An 18,037-nucleotide genomic window follows, 5' to 3' on the forward strand; every position below is an offset into this window, starting at 1 on the left:
CCCCGTCCCTAGCCCCTCGCCGCGCCCAGCCCCAGCACCGCGGCCAGGCCGAGCGCGCTGCGCGGGGCGTACGGGGTCCGCCACAGCCCGCCGTGCGCGGCGGCGTAGGCCTCGTCCTGCCACGGCAGGTCGTGCCGCGGCCCGCCGTCGGTGTGCAGGTCGTGCACCAGCAGCGCGGCCATCAGCACGTTGGACGTCGCCGGCTCGAACACCTCGACGCCGAACCGGTGCGCCCCGGCGTACGCCGCGGCCAGCGCCCGGTTCTTCAGCACCGACCGGGTGCGGGTGGGCGGCGCGACGTTCATCGACACCACCGCGCCGGCCGCCCGCGCACTGGTCGCCCGCCAGCGCTGCAGCCGCTTGGCCAGCGCGTAGTTCGGCCCCTGCTGCGGCACCAGGCTGTCGGCGATCCCCGGGTCGGTGCCCGGCACGTAGGCCCGCTGCAGCAGCCGGCCCGCCGACAGCGTGCGCAGCGGGCGGCCCAGCAGCTTCGCCGTCCGGCCGCGGTCGGCGTAGGCGGCGACCGAGGCCTCCACCGCCTCGCCCGGCACCACGAACACGTCGGTCGGGGTGGCCAGGAAGGCCAGGGCCAGGTCGGGGCGCTGGGCCCGCAGCCGGAGGGTGAGCACGTCGACGGCGGTGGACACCCGCACGTTGGTCGCGCCGTCGGCGTAGACGTAGTTGCCCAGCACCGGGACGCCGTCCAGCCCGCCCAGCCAGTCGGCGACGGCGGGCACCTCGCCGATCAGGTCGGCCCCGCGGACGCCGTGCGCCGTGGGCAGCAGCAGCGTGCCGGCACCGCGGCGGGCGGTGTCGAGCACCCGGTCCCACAGCTGCGGGCGGGGCAGGTCCACCGCGGCGACGGTCGCGCCCCACCGCAGCAGCGCGGTGAGCGGACCCATCTCGGCGCCGGCGCCGAGCACGGCCACCGTCCGGCCGGGCAGCGCCAGCCACTCCGGGTGGGCCGCGACCGCGGCGACGGCCTCGGCGCAGCTGGGCTCCACGGCCCCGCCGGCCACCCAGGCGTCCAGCTGCCGGGCGAGGTCGGCGCCGCCGAGCCGGCGGCCGCGGAACGGCACGGTCAGCTCCCGCTCGGGCTCGGCCGTCCCGTGCACCGTCTCGGTGCCCAGGTGCCGGTCCGGCGCCGACGACGCCAGCACCGACAACGGCTGCTCGGCGCCGCCGACCACGACCCGCATCCGGTCGTGCAGCGAGGCCAGCCCGGCGTCGGCGATGCCCACCGCGGCCTCCCGGGAGGCCAGCCCGGCCTCGACCAGGCGGCGCAGGTGCGGCAGGTAGCCAGCCCGCCAGTTCGTCTCCTGCTCGGCGGCCCGGGCGCCGGTCGGGTCCACCGCCCGCAGCGCGTCGGCGACGACGGCGCGACCCAGGGACGCGGTGCTGCGTCGTCCGTCGGGGCCTGCGGGGAAGACGACTCCGTGCTGCGCGGGCTCGGTCCCCCCCGCATCCTGCCCGACACCGGCGGGTCCGTGGCCCGGTCTGCCGACCGGGCCACGGCGGGCTCAGCGGCCCTCGTCGCCGATCTTGGAGTCGGCGGCGTCGCGACCCTTGGCGATCTGGTCGGCGTGCCCGCCCGCCTTGCCCTCGGCGAAGTCGGCGCCCTTGTCCAGGGCTCCGTCGCTGGCCTTCTCGCCCTTGTCGCTGCCCAGGAAGTCCTTGGCCTTGTCTCCGAGTCCAGCCACGGTGCTCTCCTCCCTCACGGTCGCGCCGGACGGCGCGGCTCTCCCTCGACCGTGCCCGCCGCCGGGGGTCGGAAACCCTCCAGCCACCGCAGCAGCGTGGCGACCGCGAATCCGGTGGGGCCCTTGACGGTGCCGCCGTGGTCCGCCGCGGCCCGGGCCGGTCCGGCGATGTCCAGGTGCGCCCACGGCAGGTCGCCGGCGAAGGGCTGCAGGAACAGCGCGGCGGTGGTCGCGCCGGGGTTGCCGGGCGCGTTGTTGGCGTCGGCGACCGGGCTGTCCATCTGCGGTCGCAGGTGCGCCACGTGCTCCTCGCCCAGCGGCATCCGCCACCACGGCTCGCCCGCTGCCCCGCCCGCGCCCAACAGGCCGTCGGCCAGCTCGTCGTCGGTTGCGTACAGCGCCCCGGTGCGGGCGCCGAGCGCGGTGCGCGCGGCGCCGGTCAGGGTGGCCACGTCGACGAGGAGGTCGGCGCCGAGGACGAGGCGGGCGTGCGCCAGGGCGTCGGCGAGCACCAGCCGGCCCTCGGCGTCGGTGTTCCGGACCTCGGTGGTGCGCCCGCCGACGTGGGTCAGCACGTCCCCGGGTCGGTAGGCCGACCCGGACACCGCGTTCTCCGCCAGCGGCACCACCGCGGTCACCCGCACCGGCAGGCCCAGCCGGGCCACCGCGTCCACGACGGCCAGGACGGCGGCACCGCCGGCCATGTCGGTGTGCATGTGCCGCATGCCGGCGGTGGTCTTGACCGAGATGCCGCCGGTGTCGAACGTGATGCCCTTGCCGACGAGCACCACGTGCCTGCCCGCGGCGCCCGGCGGGGTGTGCTCGGCGACCACCAGCCGCGGCGGTCTGTCCGAGCCGCCGCCCACGGCGAGCAGGCCGCCGAAGCCCCCGGCCCGCAGCTGCCGGGGTCCCAGCACGGTCGTGGTGACCCGTTCGTGGCCGGCCAGCCGCTCCCGGGCGGCCTCGGCCAGCCAGTCGGGATCGGCGGTGTCCGGCGGGGTGGCCACCAGCTCGCGCGCCCAGGTCACCGCCGCGGCGGTGACGAGCCCGCGGTGCAGGGCGTCGACCTCGGCCGGCCCGGCGGTCGGCACGACCAGGGTCACCCGGGCCAGCCGCGGCGGGTGCGAGGTGGACGTCTGGCGGAACCGGTGGCCGGCCAGCAGCACGGTCTCCGCGGCGACCCGGACGAGCTCGGGACCGGCGCCGGCCGGCAGCGGGAGCACCAGCCGGGTGGCGCCGTGCTCGGCGAGGGTCTGCGCCCGGCGGACGGCGACCGCGACGTAGCTGCGCAGGTGGGCCGGGGTGGCGTCGCCGACCCCCACCGCCACCAGCGACCGTGGACGCCGACCGGGCACCGGCAGGTTGGTGATGCCGCCGGGCGCGCCGCCGTTGCCGGTGTCGGCCAGCGCGCCGGCCACCCACCCCGGGTCCAGGTCGGCGCCGGCCAGCCAGTCCGGCAGCGCGCCCCGGGCACCCACGGGCACGGCGAGGACGTCGTCCTCGGTCAGCTCGGGGAGGCTGGTGGCCAGCTTGACCCGGGGTTGCGGGGCGGTCGACCCGCCCGGATCGACAGCGGCCCCGGTCGCCGGCGTGCTGCCGGCGGCCGGGGCCGTCTGATCTCGTGTGGGACTGGTCAGCTGATCGCGCCCTGGAGGGCCTCGGAGAGCGCTGCCGCCTCGTCGGCGGAGAGCTCGACCACCAGCCGGCCCCCACCTTCCAACGGGACGCGCATGACCAGGCCGCGGCCCTCCTTGGTGACCTCGAGGGGACCTTCACCCGTGCGCGGCTTCATGGCCGCCATGCGTGCCTCCTTCACCGGCCACCCGCGTCCCCGTGGTGGGTCGCGGTGTGGCTGTCCGTCAACTGCTGAACCAGAGCTGGCGTCCATTCTCCTGCATGCCGGTCGGACCACCAACATGAGCCCTCAACCGACGCCGGCCAGCCCCGCCCGGAAACACGTCGCGACGTGGTCGTCCACCATGCCGGTGGCCTGCATCAGGGCGTGCGCGGTGGTCGGCCCGACGAAGGCGAACCCCCGCTTCTTCAGGTCCTTGGCCAGCGCGGTGGACTCCGGCGTCGTGGCCGGCACGTCGGCGAGGGTGGCCGGGTTGGGCCGCGGTGGCGGGGCGTAGGACCACAGCAGCTCCGACAGGCCCTGGGGCACCTGCTGGGCGGCGCGGGCGTTGCGCCGGGCCGCCTCGATCTTGGCCCGGTTGCGGACGATGCCGGCGTCGGCCATCAGCCGCTCCACGTCGGCGTCGGTGAAGTCGGCCACCGCGTCGATGGAGAACCCGGCGAACGCCGCCCGGAACGCCGGTCGCTTGCGCAGGATGGTGATCCAGGACAGCCCGGACTGGAAGGCCTCCAGGCACAGCCGCTCGAACAGGGCGTCGTCCCCGCGCAGCGGCACCCCCCACTCCTCGTCGTGGTAGGCGACGTAGTCGGGGGTGCTGGTCGCCCAGCCGCAGCGCTCCGGTTCCACGCCCGGGAAGCTAGCGCTCCCTCACTCGGGCCGGCTGAGCAGCCAGGCGGAGACGGCCAGCAGCAGCCCGCCCACGCCGGCGACGACCACGACGTCCAGCCAGACCGGCGCCGTCCAGCTGCCCCACCGCAGCGCGACCTCCGCGGCGACGACGAGGACCGGTTCGAGCTCGGGCTCGGCCTGATGCTCGACGGGCTGCAGGCCCGGCTGGACTCCCGCGCTGCGTCGCGGGGCGGGCCGAACTAGCGTTCGCCGGCGTGCGCATCCTCGTCACCGGTGGGGCCGGCTTCATCGGTTCCCACGTCGTCGCCGCCCACCTCGACGCCGGGCACGAGGTGCGGGTGCTCGACGCGCTGCTGCCCGCCGTCCACCCGGTCTACCCCGACGGCCCGCCCGGCCTGGACGGCGTCGAGCTGGTGGTCGGCGACGTCCGCGACGCCTCGGTGGTCGACCAGGTGCTGCGCGGGGTCGATGCGGTCAACCACCAGGCGGCGATGGTCGGGCTGGGCATCGACGTCCAGGACATGCCCAAGTACGCCGGCATCAACGACCTGGGGACGGCGGTGCTGCTGGCCGGGATGGCCCGCGCCGACGTCGGCCAGCTGGTCTTCGCGAGCTCCATGGTGGTCTACGGCGAGGGCCGTTACGAGTGCGCGGAGCACGGGGTGGTGCCGGCTGCGCCGCGGCGCCGGTCCGACCTCGACGCCGGGGTGTTCGACCCGCCCTGCCCGGCGTGCGGCCGGCAGCTGACCTGGGGCCGGGTCGGCGAGGAGACCCCGCCCGACCCGCGCAACACCTACGCCGCGACCAAGCTCGCCCAGGAGCACCTGTCCTCGGCGTGGGCCCGGTCCACCGGCGGCACCGCGGTCGGGCTGAGGTACCACAACGTCTACGGCCCGCGGATGCCCCGGGACACCTTCTACGCCGGGGTGGCCTCGATCTTCCGCTCCTCGCTGGAGGGCGGCCGCGCCCCGCAGGTGTTCGAGAACGGCGGCCAGATGCGCGACTTCGTGCACGTCACCGATGTCGCCCAGGCCAACCTCGGGGCGTTCCAGCACCCGCCCGAGGAGTCCACGCTGCGCACGTACAACGTGGCCAGCGGCACCCCGCACACCGTCGGCGACATGGCCGCCGCGCTGGCGGAGGCGTTCGGCGGGCCGGCTCCCGAGGTCACCGGCCAGTACCGCATCGGCGACGTCCGGCACGTGGTCGCCAGTCCCGCCCTGGCGCAGGACGAGCTGGGCTTCTCCGCCGCCGTGTCGTTCGCCGACGGCATGCGTGAGTTCGCCACCGCCGAGCTCCGGGCGGCACCGCAGGAGCCCTGAGCGTTCCCGCGGGAACGCGTTCTGTCGGACCCCTGGGCCATCCTTCGATCAAGTGTTCGATCGGAGAGGTGGATGGCGATGACCACGACGACGGTGCTCGACCAGATGAACTGCGCGAGCGACGACCCGCCCTCGGGCGGTCTCGCCCTGCCCGAGCTGGCCGCCCGGCTGTGCTCCGGCGCCGTGGCCATCTCCGCCTCGACCGCCGCCTGGCTGCTGCTGGTCGCCGAGTTCGACCGCCGCGAGGGCTGGGCGGTGCCCGGCGTCGCCTCCTGCGCGCACTGGCTGTCCTGGCAGTGCGGCATCGCGCCCGGCACGGCGCGGGAGCACGTGCGGTTGGCCCGCGCGCTGCCCGGCCTGCCCCGGGTGACCGACGAGCTGGGCGCCGGCCGGCTGTCCTACGCCAAAGCCCGGGCGATCGCGCGGGTGGCCGACGCGGCGACCGAGTCCGACCTGCTCGACCTGGCGCAGAACTGCACCGCCGCCCAGCTCGACCGGGTGGTCGCCGGCTGGCGGCGGGCGGACGCCGTCAGCACCGACCTGGCCCGCGGCCAGGCCGACGAGGCCCGCAGCGCCGTCCGCAGCACCGTGCTGGACGCCGGCGGGTCCGACGACGAGGCCGACGCCGCCGGGAGGAAGGCCGCGGCAGAGGTGTGGACCGCGTGGTGGCCCGAGGGTGCCGACCCGGACGCCGTCCCGGCCCGGTGGGAGCAGCGGTTCGACTGGCACGACGAGGGCGACGGCAGCGTGACGCTGCGCCTGCGGCTGTCCGCGGAGGACGCCGCCGAGGTGGTGGCCGCGGTCGAGCACCGCGCCGAGGTGCTCACCCGCCGCGAACGCGTCGCGGCACGGGCCGAGGACGAGCATTCCCCGGACTGGGCCGGCTGGGTCGCGGGGGACGACCTGCCCGCCGGCCGGGCGGCCGCCGGTCGGGGTCGGGAGATCGCCGCGGCCCGTCGGTCCCGGGTCACGGTCGCCCGCACCACCGCCTTCCTCGACCTGGTCCGGGCCGGCGCCGGTGCCGTCGACACCCACCCCGGCGACCCGGCCCGGCGCGAGCTGCTGGTCCGCGTCGACGCCGTTGTCCTGGCCGACGACACCGCGGCCGGCCAGGCGGCGCTCGACGGGGTGGCCGCCCTGAGCCCCAGCCAGGCCCGCCGGCTGGCCTGCGACGCCGCCGTGACCACGGTGCTCGTCGAGGGCGGCCAGGTCATCGCCTCCGGCCGCACCCGTCGGTTCGCCAGCTCCGTGCAGCGCCGCGCCCTCCTGCTGCGCGACGGTGGCTGCGCCCGGCCGGGCTGCACCGAGACCCGTCCCGAACGCCTGCACGCCCACCACCTGGTCAGCTGGCTGGCCGGCGGCCGCACCGACCTGGACAACCTGGTGCTGCTGTGCGACCGCTGCCACGGGCTGGTGCACGACCTCGACGTCACCCTGCACCGCCACGGGGCCCGGCTGAGCGCGTCGACTCCCGACGGATCGAGGATCTGGGCCGTCCCGGACACCCCCGCGGCGGCTCCTGCGCCGGCGTCCAACCTGCCGCCGTCCTGGGAGGCCAACGGCGCCCGCATGGACCTGCGGTACGTGGTCGGCACGATCCTGGCGAACCGGGCCGCGCTCCGCCGCCGGCAGGTCGCGGACCGCGCGGCCTGAGACGTTCCCGCGGGAACGTCTCAGGCCGGCGCGACCGGGACCGGGTCGGGCTCCGGCACGCGGGAGCGGCGGGTGGCCAGCACGCAGCCGACCAGGATCACCGGCAGCCCGACGGCGATGCCCACGGTGAACGGCTCGTCGAGCAGCAGCACGCCCAGCAGCACCGCGACCGCCGGGTTGACGAAGGTGATCACCAGCGCCCGCTGCGGCCCCACCTCGCGGATGAGCCGGAAGAACAGCACGAGGGCCAGCGCGGTGCAGACCAGCCCGAGGACGACGACGGCGGCCAGCGCGTCGACCGGCGCACCGGCGAACTGGCCCAGCCGCGGGACGGCGAACGGCGCGTAGACCACCGCGGTCACGACCAGGGCGACGGCGCTCGCGGCCACCCCCGGGACGTCGGACAGCTGCCGGCTGATGATCAGCGGCGCCGTCCCGTACCCGATGACGGTGAGGACGACGGCGCCGATGGCCACCAGCTGCGCCCCGCGGACGTCCAGGCCCAGCAGGGCGACGATGCCGGCGACGCCCAGCAGCATCCCGCCGATCCGCACCCGGGACAGTCGCTCCTCGTCCCCGAGCAGCCGGCCGGCCAGGGCGGCCACGAACGGCACCGTCGCCACCAGCAGCCCGGTGAGCGAGGAGGACAGCGACTGCTCGGCGATGCTCAGCAGCAGCCAGGGCCCGGTCATCTCCAGCACCGTGAACGCGAGCAGCGGCCGCCAGTGCCGGGCCAGCCCGCGCAGCTGTCCGCGGACGAGGACCAGCGGCACCAGGACCAGCGCCCCCAGCACGCACCGGCCGAAGACGACGAGCACGGGGTCGAACTCCCCCACCGCGACCTTGATCAGCAGGTAGGGGATGCCCCAGATGACCGACATGGCGACGAACAGCGCCCAGCCCCGACGACTCACCGCGTCATCCTGCCTCCCGCCGCGCCCGGCGTCAGCAACCCGACCTGCCAGCCACCGCCGGTTTCCGGCCAGGTCACCACTCGGTGCGGACGGCCACCTCGATGCCGATCGCCAGCGTGGCGCCCAGCGCCAGCCAGACCCGCCGTCCGCGGGCCGGCAGGAACGCCGTCGCGGTCAGCACCCAGACGTAGAACGGCAGCCAGATCCGCTCGGTCTCCCCGCGCACCAGCCCGGTGACGTCGCTGACCAGGATCCCGACCAGCGCGGCCAGCGGCAGCAGGGCCAGCCGGTGCCGGCGCAGCGACGCCAGCCCGGCGATCGCCGCCGGCCCGATCGCCAGCAGCGCCACAGCAAGGTTCGAGAACAGGAAGAACTCGACCGGACGGTTCGCGTAGGAGGGGCCCGAGCGCACCCGCTCCCCCGCGGCGTGGAACCCGTCCAGCCACCAGTAGCCACCCAGCGCGAACAGCCCGACGACGACCAGGACGCCGACCGCCCCGACCCCCAGCACCCGGACCACCCCGCCCCAGCCGAGCCGGCCGCGGTGCACCAGCACGACGACCAGCGCGAGCAGCCCGAGCGCGGTCAGCCCGAAGGACAGGAACAGCGCCAGGCCCAGCAGCAGCCCGCCGGCCAGCGCCTTGGCGTCCCGGCGCCACCCGGTCGACACGGCCGCGGTGGCCAACCCGGCGATGCCCCACGCCGACACCCCGGCGAAGAAGGCGTCGGCGCTGGTCGCGACCCACAGCGACAGCGGGGCCAGCACCAGGAACGGCGCGACCGTGCGCGCCCGCACCTCGTCGGCGACCGCGCGCACCGCCAGCAGGACGGCGGGGACGGCGAGGGCACCGCCGACGATGCACAGCGCGGCGTCCCACCCCAGCCCGGACAGCCCCAGCTTCTCCAGCACGACGAAGGCCAGCAGCGCGCCCGGCGGGTGGCCGGCCACGTGGGTGGTCCACGGGTCGGCGGAGTCGGCCGGGACGGAGTCGGTGAACGTGGCCAGGAACTGGGCGATCGAGCCGACCCGGGGGACGTCGTTCGGGTACTCGTAGCGCACCGACAGCGGCTCGGTCAGCCGGTCGGGTCCACTGGTCAGCGCCAGCGCGACGGCCCAGCCGGCGGCGACCACGGCCGACCCGGCCGCCAGCACGCCGAAGCGCACCCGCGCGGCCAGCGCCGGGCCCACGAGCACGACCACCGCGGCCAGCACGACCGGGGGCAGCATGCGGGCGCTCGGGTCCAGCGGCGCCCACTCCCCGCGCAGCAGGTAGCCGCCCAGCAGGTGCAGGATCGTGCCGCCCTCGGCCAGCCGGCGCCCGATCGACGTCATCAGCCAGACGAACAGCCCGGCGGCGACGACGGCGACCACCGGCAGCAGCTGCCGCACCCTCGTCCCCGCGCTGGTCACGACGTCGGACTCTAGGTGGCTCGGCCCGTCCCCGATGAGTCCGCCCGCCCCGCAGGGTCCATTCCCCGACAGCCACCGACGAGGAGGACCCGATGTCGATCACCGCAGCCCTGGCGAGCCTGACCGTGTCCGACCTGGGCCGGGCGGAGGCCTGGTACGCCGCCCTGGTCGGCCGCGACCCCGACGCCCGGCCGATGGAGGGGTTGCTGGAGTGGTACCTGCCCGGCGGGTCCGGGGTGCAGGTGTTCGCCGAGCCCGACCGCGCCGGCCGGTCGGGGGCGACGCTCGCCGCCGAGGACCTGGACGAGGTCGCGCGCACCCTCGCCGCGGCCGGCGTCGAGCACGCCGGACCGGAGCCGGTGACGTCCGGCCGGATCCTGCGGCTGGCCGACCCGGACGGGAACCGGGTGGTGCTCACCGGGCGGTGACGATCACCCGCGGCTAGCGTCTGCGCGTGCCCGACGTCGTCTTCCCCTGCCTGGACGAGGCCGGGGCGCTCCCCTGGGTCCTCACCCGCCTGCCCGAGGGGTACCGGGCGATCGTGGCCGACAACGGCTCCACCGACGGCTCCGCCCAGATCGCCGCCGACCACGGCGCCACCGTCGTCCACGTGCCGCAGCGCGGGTTCGGTGCCGCCGCGCACGCCGGGCTGGAGGCCGCGACGGACGAGATCGTGTGCTTCTGCGACGCCGACGCCTCGATGGACCCCGCCCAGCTGCCCCGGGTCGTCGGCCCGGTCGCCGCGGGCGAGGCTGACCTGGTGCTGGGGCGGCGCCGGCCCAGCTCCCGCGCGGCCTGGCCGGTGCACGCCCGGGTCGCCAACACCGCGCTGAGCGTGCTGATGCGCCGCCGCACCGGCCTGCGGCTGCACGACCTGGGCCCCATGCGCGCCGCCCGGCGCACCGAGCTGCTCGCCCTGGGCATCACCGACCGCCGTTTCGGCTACCCGCTGGAGATGGTCACCCGCGCCTCGGACGCCGGCTGGCGGATCCGCGAGCTGGACGTCGACTACCACCCGCGCGCCGACGGCACGAAGTCCAAGGTCACCGGCACCGTGCTCGGCACCGCCAAGACCGTCCGCGACATGTCCCGGGTGCTCTCCCGATGACCCAGCTGCTGGTGATCACCAAGGCGCCGGTGCCCGGGCGCAGCAAGACCCGGCTCACCCCGCCCTGCACCCCGCTGCAGGCCAGCACGATCGCCTCCGCCGCGGTCGCCGACACCCTGGACGTCGTCCGGGCCACCCCGGTCAGCCGCCGGGTGGTCGCGCTGGACGGCGCACCCGGTGACCTCGACCTGCACGACCTCGTCGTCGTCCCGCAGGTGGAGGGCGAGCTGGGGACCCGGCTGGCGGCCGCGTTCGCCACCGCGATGACCGGGGACGGCGACCTGCCGACCCTGCTGGTCGGCATGGACACCCCGCAGATCACCCCGGATCTGCTGACCGACTGCCTGGCCCGCCTGGTGACCGCCGGACCCGGCACCGCCGTGCTCGGCACCGCGCCCGACGGCGGCTGGTGGGCCCTGGGCGTGCACTCCCCCGCGGCCGCCGCCGTCCTGCCCGACGTCCCGATGTCCCGGGAGGACACCGCGGTGAACACCCGGGCCGCGCTCGAGGGCGCCGGGTTCACCGTCGTGGACCTCCCGGTGCTGACCGACGTCGACCACTGGCCCGAGGCCGTGGAGGTCGCCGCGCTCTGCCCGGAGGGCAGCCGCATGCGCCGCACGGTCGAGGAGATCGCGCTCGCGCTCTGACCCGTCCGGATCAGGCCCTGCATCCGAACCCTCCGGTGCGGGTAGTGCCCGGTCGACATCATCAGCGGGTCGACGTGCGCCCCACCGAGGAGGACCGTTGACGCGACCGCTGGACCGGGTGCTCGGGGCACGGCTGCCCGACCCGCCCGATGCGCTGCGCCGCGGCCCGCTGGCCGAGGACGCCTTCCCCAGCCCGCTGCACACCGAGCGCCGGGCCTCCCGGGTCGGTGTCTGGCTGGGCAGCGGGTTCGTCATCTGCTTCCTGACCGGCATGGTCAGCCACCTGATCCAGCAGCCGCCGAGCTGGTTCGTCTGGCCGGCCGGCCCGGTGTGGCTCTACCGCGTCAGCCAGGGCACGCACGTCATGGTCGGGCTGGCCCTGATCCCGCTGCTGCTGGTGAAGCTCTGGACGGTCTACCCGAAGCTGTTCAGCTGGCCGCCGGCCGCCACGCCGGCCAAGGCGGTCGGTCGGCTCTCCATCCTGGTCCTCGTCGGCAGCGCGGTGTTCATGCTGGTCACGGGCCTGCTCAACATCGCCCAGTGGTACCCGTTCGGCTTCTCCTTCAAGACGGCGCACTACTGGACCGGCTGGGTCGCCGTCGGCGCCGTGCTCACCCACGTGGGGTCCTACGCCCCGCAGATCCGGCGCGGGCTGGCCCGTCGCGGCACCGCGGCGTCGGTGGCCGGGCTCGCCCCCGCCGAGGTCGACCGGGCCTACGCGCAGACCGACGCCGAGGAGGAGGGCGCGGTCAGCCGCCGCGCCTTCGTGACGACGGCGGTCGTGGCCACCGGCGCGGTCGCGCTGACCCAGTGGGGCCAGACGATCTCCCCGCCCGCCCAGGTCTCCGTGCTCGCCCCCCGCATCCCCGGCGTCGGCCCGCAGGGCCTGCCGGTCAACCAGACCGGCATCACCGCCGGGGTGACCGAGTCCGCCGTCGACCCCGCCTTCCGGCTGGTCGTCGAGGGCCCCACGCCGCTGAGCCTGTCCCTCGCCGACCTGCAGGCCTTCCCGCAGCACACCGAGCGGCTGCCCATCGCCTGCGTCGAGGGCTGGAGCGCGAACGCGGAGTGGACCGGCCCGCGTCTGCGGGACGTCCTGGCCGCGGCCGGGCTCCCCCGCGGCGCGGTGGTGCACGTCGAGTCGATCCAGACCGGCGGGTCCTACCGAGTGTCCACCGTGTCCCGGCCGCACTCGGCCAGCGACAAGACCCTGCTGGCGCTGCAGCTCAACGGACAGGTGCTCGACATCGACCACGGCTACCCGGTGCGGCTGATCGCCCCGAACCGACCCGGCGCGATGCAGACCAAGTGGCTGGGCCGGATCGCCCCCGGCGCGGCCGGGGTCGGCTCGTGACCGCCGAGACGCTCGACCCGGTCCCGGGCCCCGAGCTGACCACGCCGGCCCCGGACCCGCGCTACACCAGCGACGAGCGGCGGCCGCTGCACTCCGCGCTCACCCCCTGGTGGCGGTGGCTGTTCCTGGTCCCCGGGCTGCTGGCGGTCGCCGTCGGCGGTTACGGGCTGTGGACGTCGCTCAGCGCGACCGCGCTGGAGAGCTGGGGCATCTGGTTCGTCGGCAGCGCCCTGCTGCACGACCTGGTGGTCGCGCCGCTGTGGATCGTGCTGGGCTGGCTGGCCGCCAAGGTGCTGCCCCGCCCGGCCCGGGCCCCGATGGTGGTCGGCGCCGCGGTCAGCGGGTCGGTCAGCCTGGTCGCCCTGCCCTTCGTGCTCGGCTTCGGCGGCGACGCCGGGGACACCTCGTTCCTGCCGCGCGACTACGGCCTCACGCTGGCCGTGGTGGTCGGCGTGGTGCTGGCGACCAGCGCGGTCTGGGCGGTCGTCCGGGTTCAGCGGGCGCGCGACTCCGCGTAGCGGGCGAACCGGCGCAGCGACAGCCGGACGCCGGCCACGAACGCCGGCTTCACCAGCGGCCAGCTCAGCCGGCCCAGGGCGCCCAGCGGCAGCTCGAGGGTCTCGACCCACACGAAGGTCGAGCCGCCGTCCCGCTCGCGGACCTGGAAGCTCCCGGTGCCCCGGACCACCCGACCGGTGTGCCGGACGTCGACGACCGACGGCGGCTCCCACCCGGTGATCGTCATCCGGTCCAGCACGCCCAGCCGGCGACCGCCCGGCAGCGGCAGCCCGGTGCGCGCCTCGATCCGGCCCCCCACCTCCTGGGCCTCGCCGTCCACGGTGGTGACGTCGGTGAGCAGCATCCACTCGCCCTGCGTGGTCCAGTCGACCAACGCGGCGAACACCTGCTCCGGCGGTGCGGCGACGTCCACGGTCTCGACCAGTTCATGCACGGGGTGATTCCTCCTCGGCGACCACGGGCGGGGATGCCGCGAGATCGGCCCGCAACCGGGCGATCTCGACGTCGCGCTCGTCGATGGTCTGCGCCATCTGCTCCAGCAGCCAGTCGACCTCGGTCATCCGGTACCCGCGCACGGTCACCGAGACCTGCAGCGCCCGGACGTCGTCCCCGGTGACCGGCCGGTCGTCGGGCAGCTCGACCGGCGACCGGTCCAGCTCGGCCGGGGGCTGGGTCTCGCCGCGACCGAGCAGCAGGGCGGCGCCCAGGAACAGCAGCCCGCCGACCAGCACCAGCCCCACGACGAAGACGACGAAGGTCAGCACCGGCTCACCCCTCGACCGGGGCCGGCCCGCCGGAGTCCTGCCCGGCGGCCTCGCGGGAGGCCTCGGCGTCCTGGATCACCCGGACCGCCTCGGCGACGTCGTCGGTCACCGTGATCAGGTCCAGGTCCTTCGGCGACACCGTGCCGTGCTCGACCAGCGTGCCGCGGATCCAGTCCAGCAGCCCCGACCAGTAGGCCGACCCGAAGAGGATCACCGGGAACCGGGTGACCTTCGTGGTCTGCACCAGGGTGAGGGCCTCGAAGAGCTCGTCGAGCGTGCCGAACCCGCCGGGCAGGATGACGAACGCCTGGGCGTACTTCACGAACATCGTCTTGCGCACGAAGAAGTAGCGGAACGCGATGCCGACGTCGACCCACTCGTTGAGCTCCTGCTCGAACGGCAGCTCGATGCCCAGCCCGACCGACATGCCGCCGGCCTCGCAGGCGCCCTTGTTGGCCGCCTCCATGGCCCCGGGCCCGCCGCCGGTGATCACCGCGTAGCCGGCGTCGGCCAGCGCCGCGCCCAGCTCGACGCCGGCGGCGTAGAACGGGTCGTCGGGCTTGGTCCGGGCACTGCCGAACACGCTCACCGCGCGGGGCAGCTCGGCGAGCAGGCCGAAGCCCTCGACGAACTCGGCCTGGATCCGCAGCACCCGCCACGGGTCGGCGTGCACCCAGTCCGACGGGCCGCGGGAGTCCAGCAGCCGCTGGTCGGTCGTCGTCCCCTCCTGGCGCGGGTCGGGCTCGCCGCCGCGCAGCTGGACCGGGCCGCGCGTGCGCGCCCGTCGTGTGCCGTTGTCGCTCATGCCGGGCTCCCCGTGATGAAGGCGGTCAGGGCGTCCTCCGCCGGCTGCAGCCGGTCGACCCGGACATGCTCGCCGCGCTGGTGCGCCTGGTTCGGGTCACCGGGACCGTAGTTGACCGCCGGGATGCCGAACGCGGCGAACCGCGCGACGTCGGTCCAGCCGAGCTTGGCCCGCGCCGGTCGGCCGACCGCGGCCACGAACGCCGCGGCTGCCGGTTCGGCCAACCCGGGCAGCGCACCGCCGCTCATGTCGGTGACCTCCAGGGTGACCCCCGCGGCCAGCACCTGCGCGAACACCTCGCGGACGTGCGCCTCGGCGGCGTCCTCGTCCCGGTCCGGCGCGAACCGGAAGTTGACGGTCACCCGGCACTCGTCGGGGACGACGTTGCCGGCCACCCCGCCCTCCACCTTCACCGCGTTAAGCCCCTCGCGGAAGTGCAGCCCGTCGATGTCCACCTCACGGGCCTGGTAGGCGGCCAGGGTGGCCAGGATCGGCGCCGCCCCGTGGATCGCGTTGGTGCCCAGCCAGGACCGGGCGCTGTGCGCCCGCTCGCCGGGCACGGTGAGGACGACGCGCATCGTGCCCTGGCAGCCGCCCTCGACGTCGCCGTCGGTCGGCTCGAGCAGGATCGCCAGGTCGCCGTAGAGCCACCCGCGCAGCTCGCGGGCCACCCGGCCGAGGCCGTTCTTGACCGCCTCGACCTCCTCGTTGTCGTAGAACACGAAGGTCAGGTCGTGCGCCGGCTGCGCCCCGGGGACGCCGAACAGCCCGGCCAGCCGCAGCATCACCGCGTCGCCGGCCTTCATGTCGCTGGTGCCGCAGCCGTGCAGCCGTTCCACGCCGTCCACCGTCTCGAGGTGGCTGGGCACGTTGTCGGCGATCGGCACGGTGTCCAGGTGCCCGGCCAGCACGATCCGCTCGTCCCGGCCGAGGTCGGTCCGGGCCAGCACGTTGTTGCCGATCCGGACCACCTCCAGCCCACCGAGGGCCCGCAGCGCGGTCTCGACGGCGTCGGCGAGCGGTCCCTCGGTCCCGGACACCGAGGGGATGTCCACCAGGGCCCGGGTCAGCGTCAGCACGTCGGCGGTCAGGTCGAGGGCCGGAGCGGTCACGGGGGCGAGCCTAGGCGTCGCCTAACCTCGGTCCCCGTGACCTCTCCTGCGCAGCCCACGGGCGCGACCGCTGTCGGCCTGGCCACCGTGACCACCGCCGGGGTCGTGCTGGACACCTGGTACCCGGCCCCCGCGCTGGGCGCCGCCGACGCCACCGGCACCGCCCAGCTGGGGACGCTGGAGGTCGAGGCCGAGCTGGGCCCGGAGTTCGGCTCGCTGGTCCGCTTCGACGACCCGCGCGGCGTGGAGGTCGTCGGCGTCCGGACGACGATCGCCGACCTGTCCGCCGCGCCGGTCGACGCGCACGACGTCTACCTGCGGCTGCACCTGCTCTCCCACCGCCTGGTCCGCCCGCACGGGCTCAACCTGGACGGCCAGTTCGGGCTGCTGACCAACGTGGCCTGGACGTCGGCCGGACCGGTCGAGGCCGCCGACTGGACGCCGGTGCGGGCGGCGAAGCTGCGGGCCGCGCACGGCCACGTCACCGTCACCCACGTCGACAAGTTCCCCCGGATGGTCGACTACGTGCTGCCCGCCGGCGTGCGGATCGGCGACGCCGACCGGGTCCGGCTCGGCGCCCACCTGGCCGAGGGCACCACGGTCATGCACGAGGGCTTCGTGAACTTCAACGCCGGGACGCTGGGCCCCTCGATGGTCGAGGGCCGCATCTCCGCCGGCGTCGTCGTCGGCGCGGACTCCGACATCGGCGGTGGCGCCTCGATCATGGGCACGCTGTCCGGCGGCGGGAAGCAGGTCGTCTCGATCGGCGAGGGCTGCCTGCTCGGCGCCAACGCCGGCATCGGCATCTCCCTCGGCGACCGGTCGGTCGTGGAGGCCGGCTGCTACGTGACTGCAGGCTCGCGGATCGCGCTGCCCGACGGCTCCGTGGTCAAGGCAGTCGAGCTGTCGGGCCGGCCCGGTCTGCTGTTCCGCCGCAACTCGGTCTCCGGCGCGCTGGAGGCACTGCCCCGGGACGGCGACTGGGGCGCGCTGAACGCCGCCCTGCACGCCAACTGAGGGCTCAGGTCAGTCCGGCGGGCTCCGCCGGCGGCGCGGTGAGGTGCTCCAGGAGGACCACCACGAACTCCTGCGGGCGCTCCACGTGCGGGGAGTGCCCCACGCCGGGCAGCACCACCTCGCGGTAGGCGCCGCCGGTCGCGGCGTAGCGGTCCAGCACGGCCCGGGTCTGGGTGACCATCGGCTGCGGCGGGAACTCCGTGGCCCCCGGCCAGCCGGGCACCGCACCGATCGAGCCCAGGAACGCCAGGTCGAACGCGGAGGCGTCGCTGACGATCTGGTCGGCGTCGCCCCGGATCCACAGCACCGGCGGCTTGACCGCCAGCTCGGTGATCGCCGAGACGTCGAACACCGGCGGAGCCATCGTGTTGAGCACGCCGCGGCCGCCCGGTGCGGCACCGGGCCACGCCGGGACGGCGACGACGTCGCCCGGGTAGTTGTCCTCGCCGGTCGCCGTGGTCAGCATCGAGGCCACGAACACGTCCTCGAGCCCGGAGTCGATCGGCATGCTGTCCGGCGCCACGTAGAAGGCGCGCAGGATCGACCGGGGACTGGTGGGGGCGTCCGCGGTGGTGTCCCCCGCGGCCAGCGCCGCGACGAAGTCCGGGTTGGCCCCGCCCGCGCCGGCCCCGGTGCCGTCGGGGTGCACGAGCTGCCCGTCGGGCCCCGCCGTCCCGCCGAACCCGTAGGGCGAGACCGGCGCGACCAGGGTCACCGAGGCGACCCGCTCGGCGTGGTCGAGCAGGAACTGCAGGACGACGCCGCCGCCCATGCTCCAGCCCACCAGGTGCACCCGCTCCAGCCCCAGGGCGGTGACCAGCGCGTCCAGGTCGTCGGCCCAGTCACGGACCCCACGGGTGGCGTCCACCGGGGCGGTGTCCGTGCCGCCGAAGCCGCGCAGGTCCACCGCCAGCGCCCGCTGGCCGGGGTCCAGGGCCTGCAGCGGCTGCTGCCAGAACAGCGCCGAGCTGACGTTGCCGTGCACGAGCAGCACCGCCTCGCCGCCACCGTGCGGATCGACGTCCTCGCGGTGCAGCACCTGCTGGGTCACCCGCCCGGTCCCGATGCGCGACGCGACGATCCCCGGGAGCAGGTGCTCGGTCATGGCGCACAACCTAGCTACCGTGGGTGCGGTGACCAGCGCACGGCCGGCGGCACCCCCTGCGTGTCGGTGTCCCAGGACAGGCCGACCACGGCGACGACCACGACCAGCAACGGCGCCCAGA

At 75.7% G+C, this 18,037-nt stretch carries 20 protein-coding genes; 8 read left to right on the forward strand and 12 right to left on the reverse strand.

The genetic code is table 11. The annotated features are described in order from the left end of the window. Positions 1–8: 8 nt before the first annotated feature. From LFA75_RS05675 to LFA75_RS05695, 5 genes are all read right to left on the reverse strand, one after another. Positions 9–1,352, reverse strand: a complete 1,344-nt coding sequence (locus tag LFA75_RS05675) for a hypothetical protein (RefSeq protein WP_225232713.1) — start codon at positions 1,350–1,352, stop codon at positions 9–11. A 168-nt stretch (positions 1,353–1,520) separates the two neighbouring features. Next, a complete protein-coding gene (locus LFA75_RS05680; protein WP_225232714.1) occupies positions 1,521–1,700 on the reverse strand; it encodes an Rv0909 family putative TA system antitoxin in 180 nt (59 codons plus the stop codon). A 14-nt stretch (positions 1,701–1,714) separates the two neighbouring features. After that, complete coding sequence (locus LFA75_RS05685; RefSeq protein ID WP_225232715.1) at positions 1,715–3,184, reverse strand: leucyl aminopeptidase family protein; 1,470 nt, start codon at positions 3,182–3,184, stop codon at positions 1,715–1,717. A 149-nt stretch (positions 3,185–3,333) separates the two neighbouring features. Then, positions 3,334–3,501 (reverse strand): DUF3117 domain-containing protein, encoded by a 168-nt coding sequence (locus LFA75_RS05690; protein ID WP_082522773.1) that lies wholly within the window; start codon positions 3,499–3,501, stop codon positions 3,334–3,336. A gap of 123 nt (positions 3,502–3,624) precedes the next feature. Then, positions 3,625–4,182: a DNA-3-methyladenine glycosylase I gene (locus LFA75_RS05695; RefSeq protein ID WP_225232716.1), complete on the reverse strand. Its 558-nt coding sequence runs from the start codon at positions 4,180–4,182 to the stop codon at positions 3,625–3,627. A gap of 257 nt (positions 4,183–4,439) precedes the next feature. On the opposite strand from LFA75_RS05695, the gene LFA75_RS05700 reads away from it, so the two are divergent. Together LFA75_RS05700 and LFA75_RS05705 are read left to right on the forward strand one after the other, a co-directional pair. Next, a complete protein-coding gene (locus LFA75_RS05700; RefSeq protein WP_225232717.1) occupies positions 4,440–5,507 on the forward strand; it encodes an NAD-dependent epimerase/dehydratase family protein in 1,068 nt (355 codons plus the stop codon). Positions 5,508–5,585: 78 nt separating this feature from the next. Beyond that, positions 5,586–7,160: an HNH endonuclease signature motif containing protein gene (locus LFA75_RS05705; protein ID WP_225232718.1), complete on the forward strand. Its 1,575-nt coding sequence runs from the start codon at positions 5,586–5,588 to the stop codon at positions 7,158–7,160. Between the two features lie 20 nt (positions 7,161–7,180). On the opposite strand, the gene LFA75_RS05710 is transcribed toward LFA75_RS05705, so the two are convergent. Together LFA75_RS05710 and LFA75_RS05715 are read right to left on the reverse strand one after the other, a co-directional pair. After that, positions 7,181–8,074, reverse strand: coding sequence for a DMT family transporter (locus LFA75_RS05710; RefSeq protein ID WP_225232719.1), 894 nt, complete (start codon positions 8,072–8,074; stop codon positions 7,181–7,183). Positions 8,075–8,147: 73 nt separating this feature from the next. Continuing rightward, positions 8,148–9,485 (reverse strand): hypothetical protein, encoded by a 1,338-nt coding sequence (locus LFA75_RS05715; RefSeq protein WP_225232720.1) that lies wholly within the window; start codon positions 9,483–9,485, stop codon positions 8,148–8,150. Between the two features lie 92 nt (positions 9,486–9,577). Here LFA75_RS05715 and LFA75_RS05720 point away from each other — a divergent pair, with 92 nt between their 5' ends. The 5 genes from LFA75_RS05720 (at position 9,578) to LFA75_RS05740 (ending at position 13,112) form a co-directional block, all read left to right on the forward strand. Then, complete coding sequence (locus LFA75_RS05720; RefSeq protein ID WP_225232721.1) at positions 9,578–9,913, forward strand: VOC family protein; 336 nt, start codon at positions 9,578–9,580, stop codon at positions 9,911–9,913. Between the two features lie 26 nt (positions 9,914–9,939). Further along, positions 9,940–10,593 carry a glycosyltransferase family 2 protein gene (locus LFA75_RS05725; protein WP_225232722.1) on the forward strand — a complete coding sequence of 218 codons (654 nt, stop codon included), beginning with the start codon at positions 9,940–9,942 and terminating at the stop codon, positions 10,591–10,593. Next, entirely contained in the window at positions 10,590–11,240 is a 651-nt protein-coding gene (locus LFA75_RS05730) for a TIGR04282 family arsenosugar biosynthesis glycosyltransferase (RefSeq protein ID WP_225232723.1), read from the forward strand. Before LFA75_RS05725 ends, LFA75_RS05730 begins: the two co-directional genes overlap by 4 nt. Positions 11,241–11,337: 97 nt before the next feature. After that, the gene (locus LFA75_RS05735) at positions 11,338–12,594 is read left to right on the forward strand and encodes a molybdopterin-dependent oxidoreductase (RefSeq protein ID WP_225232724.1); all 1,257 of its coding nucleotides are present in this window, start codon (positions 11,338–11,340) and stop codon (positions 12,592–12,594) included. Further along, a complete protein-coding gene (locus tag LFA75_RS05740) occupies positions 12,591–13,112 on the forward strand; it encodes a hypothetical protein (protein ID WP_225232725.1) in 522 nt (173 codons plus the stop codon). Before LFA75_RS05735 ends, LFA75_RS05740 begins: the two co-directional genes overlap by 4 nt. Here LFA75_RS05740 and LFA75_RS05745 read toward each other — a convergent pair. From LFA75_RS05745 to dapE, 4 genes are read right to left on the reverse strand one after another with little or no spacing between them, the layout of a single operon-like run. Then, complete coding sequence (locus tag LFA75_RS05745) at positions 13,088–13,546, reverse strand: SRPBCC family protein (protein WP_225232726.1); 459 nt, start codon at positions 13,544–13,546, stop codon at positions 13,088–13,090. The two genes, LFA75_RS05740 and LFA75_RS05745, sit on opposite strands and share 25 nt — an antisense overlap. Next, positions 13,539–13,877, reverse strand: a complete 339-nt coding sequence (locus LFA75_RS05750) for a DivIVA domain-containing protein (protein ID WP_225232727.1) — start codon at positions 13,875–13,877, stop codon at positions 13,539–13,541. Before LFA75_RS05750 ends, LFA75_RS05745 begins: the two co-directional genes overlap by 8 nt. 4 nt (positions 13,878–13,881) lie before the next feature. Then, entirely contained in the window at positions 13,882–14,682 is an 801-nt protein-coding gene (locus LFA75_RS05755) for an LOG family protein (protein ID WP_225232728.1), read from the reverse strand. Then, positions 14,679–15,794: a succinyl-diaminopimelate desuccinylase gene (dapE, locus tag LFA75_RS05760; RefSeq protein WP_225232729.1), complete on the reverse strand. Its 1,116-nt coding sequence runs from the start codon at positions 15,792–15,794 to the stop codon at positions 14,679–14,681. The genes LFA75_RS05755 and dapE overlap by 4 nt, the downstream gene beginning before the upstream one ends. Positions 15,795–15,830: 36 nt before the next feature. Here dapE and dapD point away from each other — a divergent pair, with 36 nt between their 5' ends. After that, a complete protein-coding gene (gene dapD / locus LFA75_RS05765) occupies positions 15,831–16,811 on the forward strand; it encodes a 2,3,4,5-tetrahydropyridine-2,6-dicarboxylate N-succinyltransferase (protein WP_225232730.1) in 981 nt (326 codons plus the stop codon). Between the two features lie 4 nt (positions 16,812–16,815). Here the strand turns inward: dapD and LFA75_RS05770 are convergent, their stop codons facing one another. Next, entirely contained in the window at positions 16,816–17,916 is a 1,101-nt protein-coding gene (locus LFA75_RS05770; RefSeq protein WP_225232731.1) for an alpha/beta fold hydrolase, read from the reverse strand. Positions 17,917–18,037: the final 121 nt, after the last annotated feature.

This window comes from Klenkia terrae (assembly GCF_900491935.1).
Taxonomy (GTDB): Bacteria; Actinomycetota; Actinomycetes; order Mycobacteriales; family Geodermatophilaceae; genus Klenkia; species Klenkia terrae.

What these genes read in the sequence shown, in the direction of transcription:
- LFA75_RS05690 (WP_082522773.1), bottom strand. Translation starts at nt 3,501, where the DNA reads ATGGCGGCCATGAAGCCGCGCACGGGTGAAGGTCCCCTCGAGGTCACC.
- LFA75_RS05705 (WP_225232718.1), top strand. Translation starts at nt 5,586, where the DNA reads ATGACCACGACGACGGTGCTCGACCAGATGAACTGCGCGAGCGACGAC.
- LFA75_RS05720 (WP_225232721.1), top strand. Translation starts at nt 9,578, where the DNA reads ATGTCGATCACCGCAGCCCTGGCGAGCCTGACCGTGTCCGACCTGGGC.
- LFA75_RS05730 (WP_225232723.1), top strand. Translation starts at nt 10,590, where the DNA reads ATGACCCAGCTGCTGGTGATCACCAAGGCGCCGGTGCCCGGGCGCAGC.
- LFA75_RS05755 (WP_225232728.1), bottom strand. Translation starts at nt 14,682, where the DNA reads ATGAGCGACAACGGCACACGACGGGCGCGCACGCGCGGCCCGGTCCAG.
- LFA75_RS05770 (WP_225232731.1), bottom strand. Translation starts at nt 17,916, where the DNA reads ATGACCGAGCACCTGCTCCCGGGGATCGTCGCGTCGCGCATCGGGACC.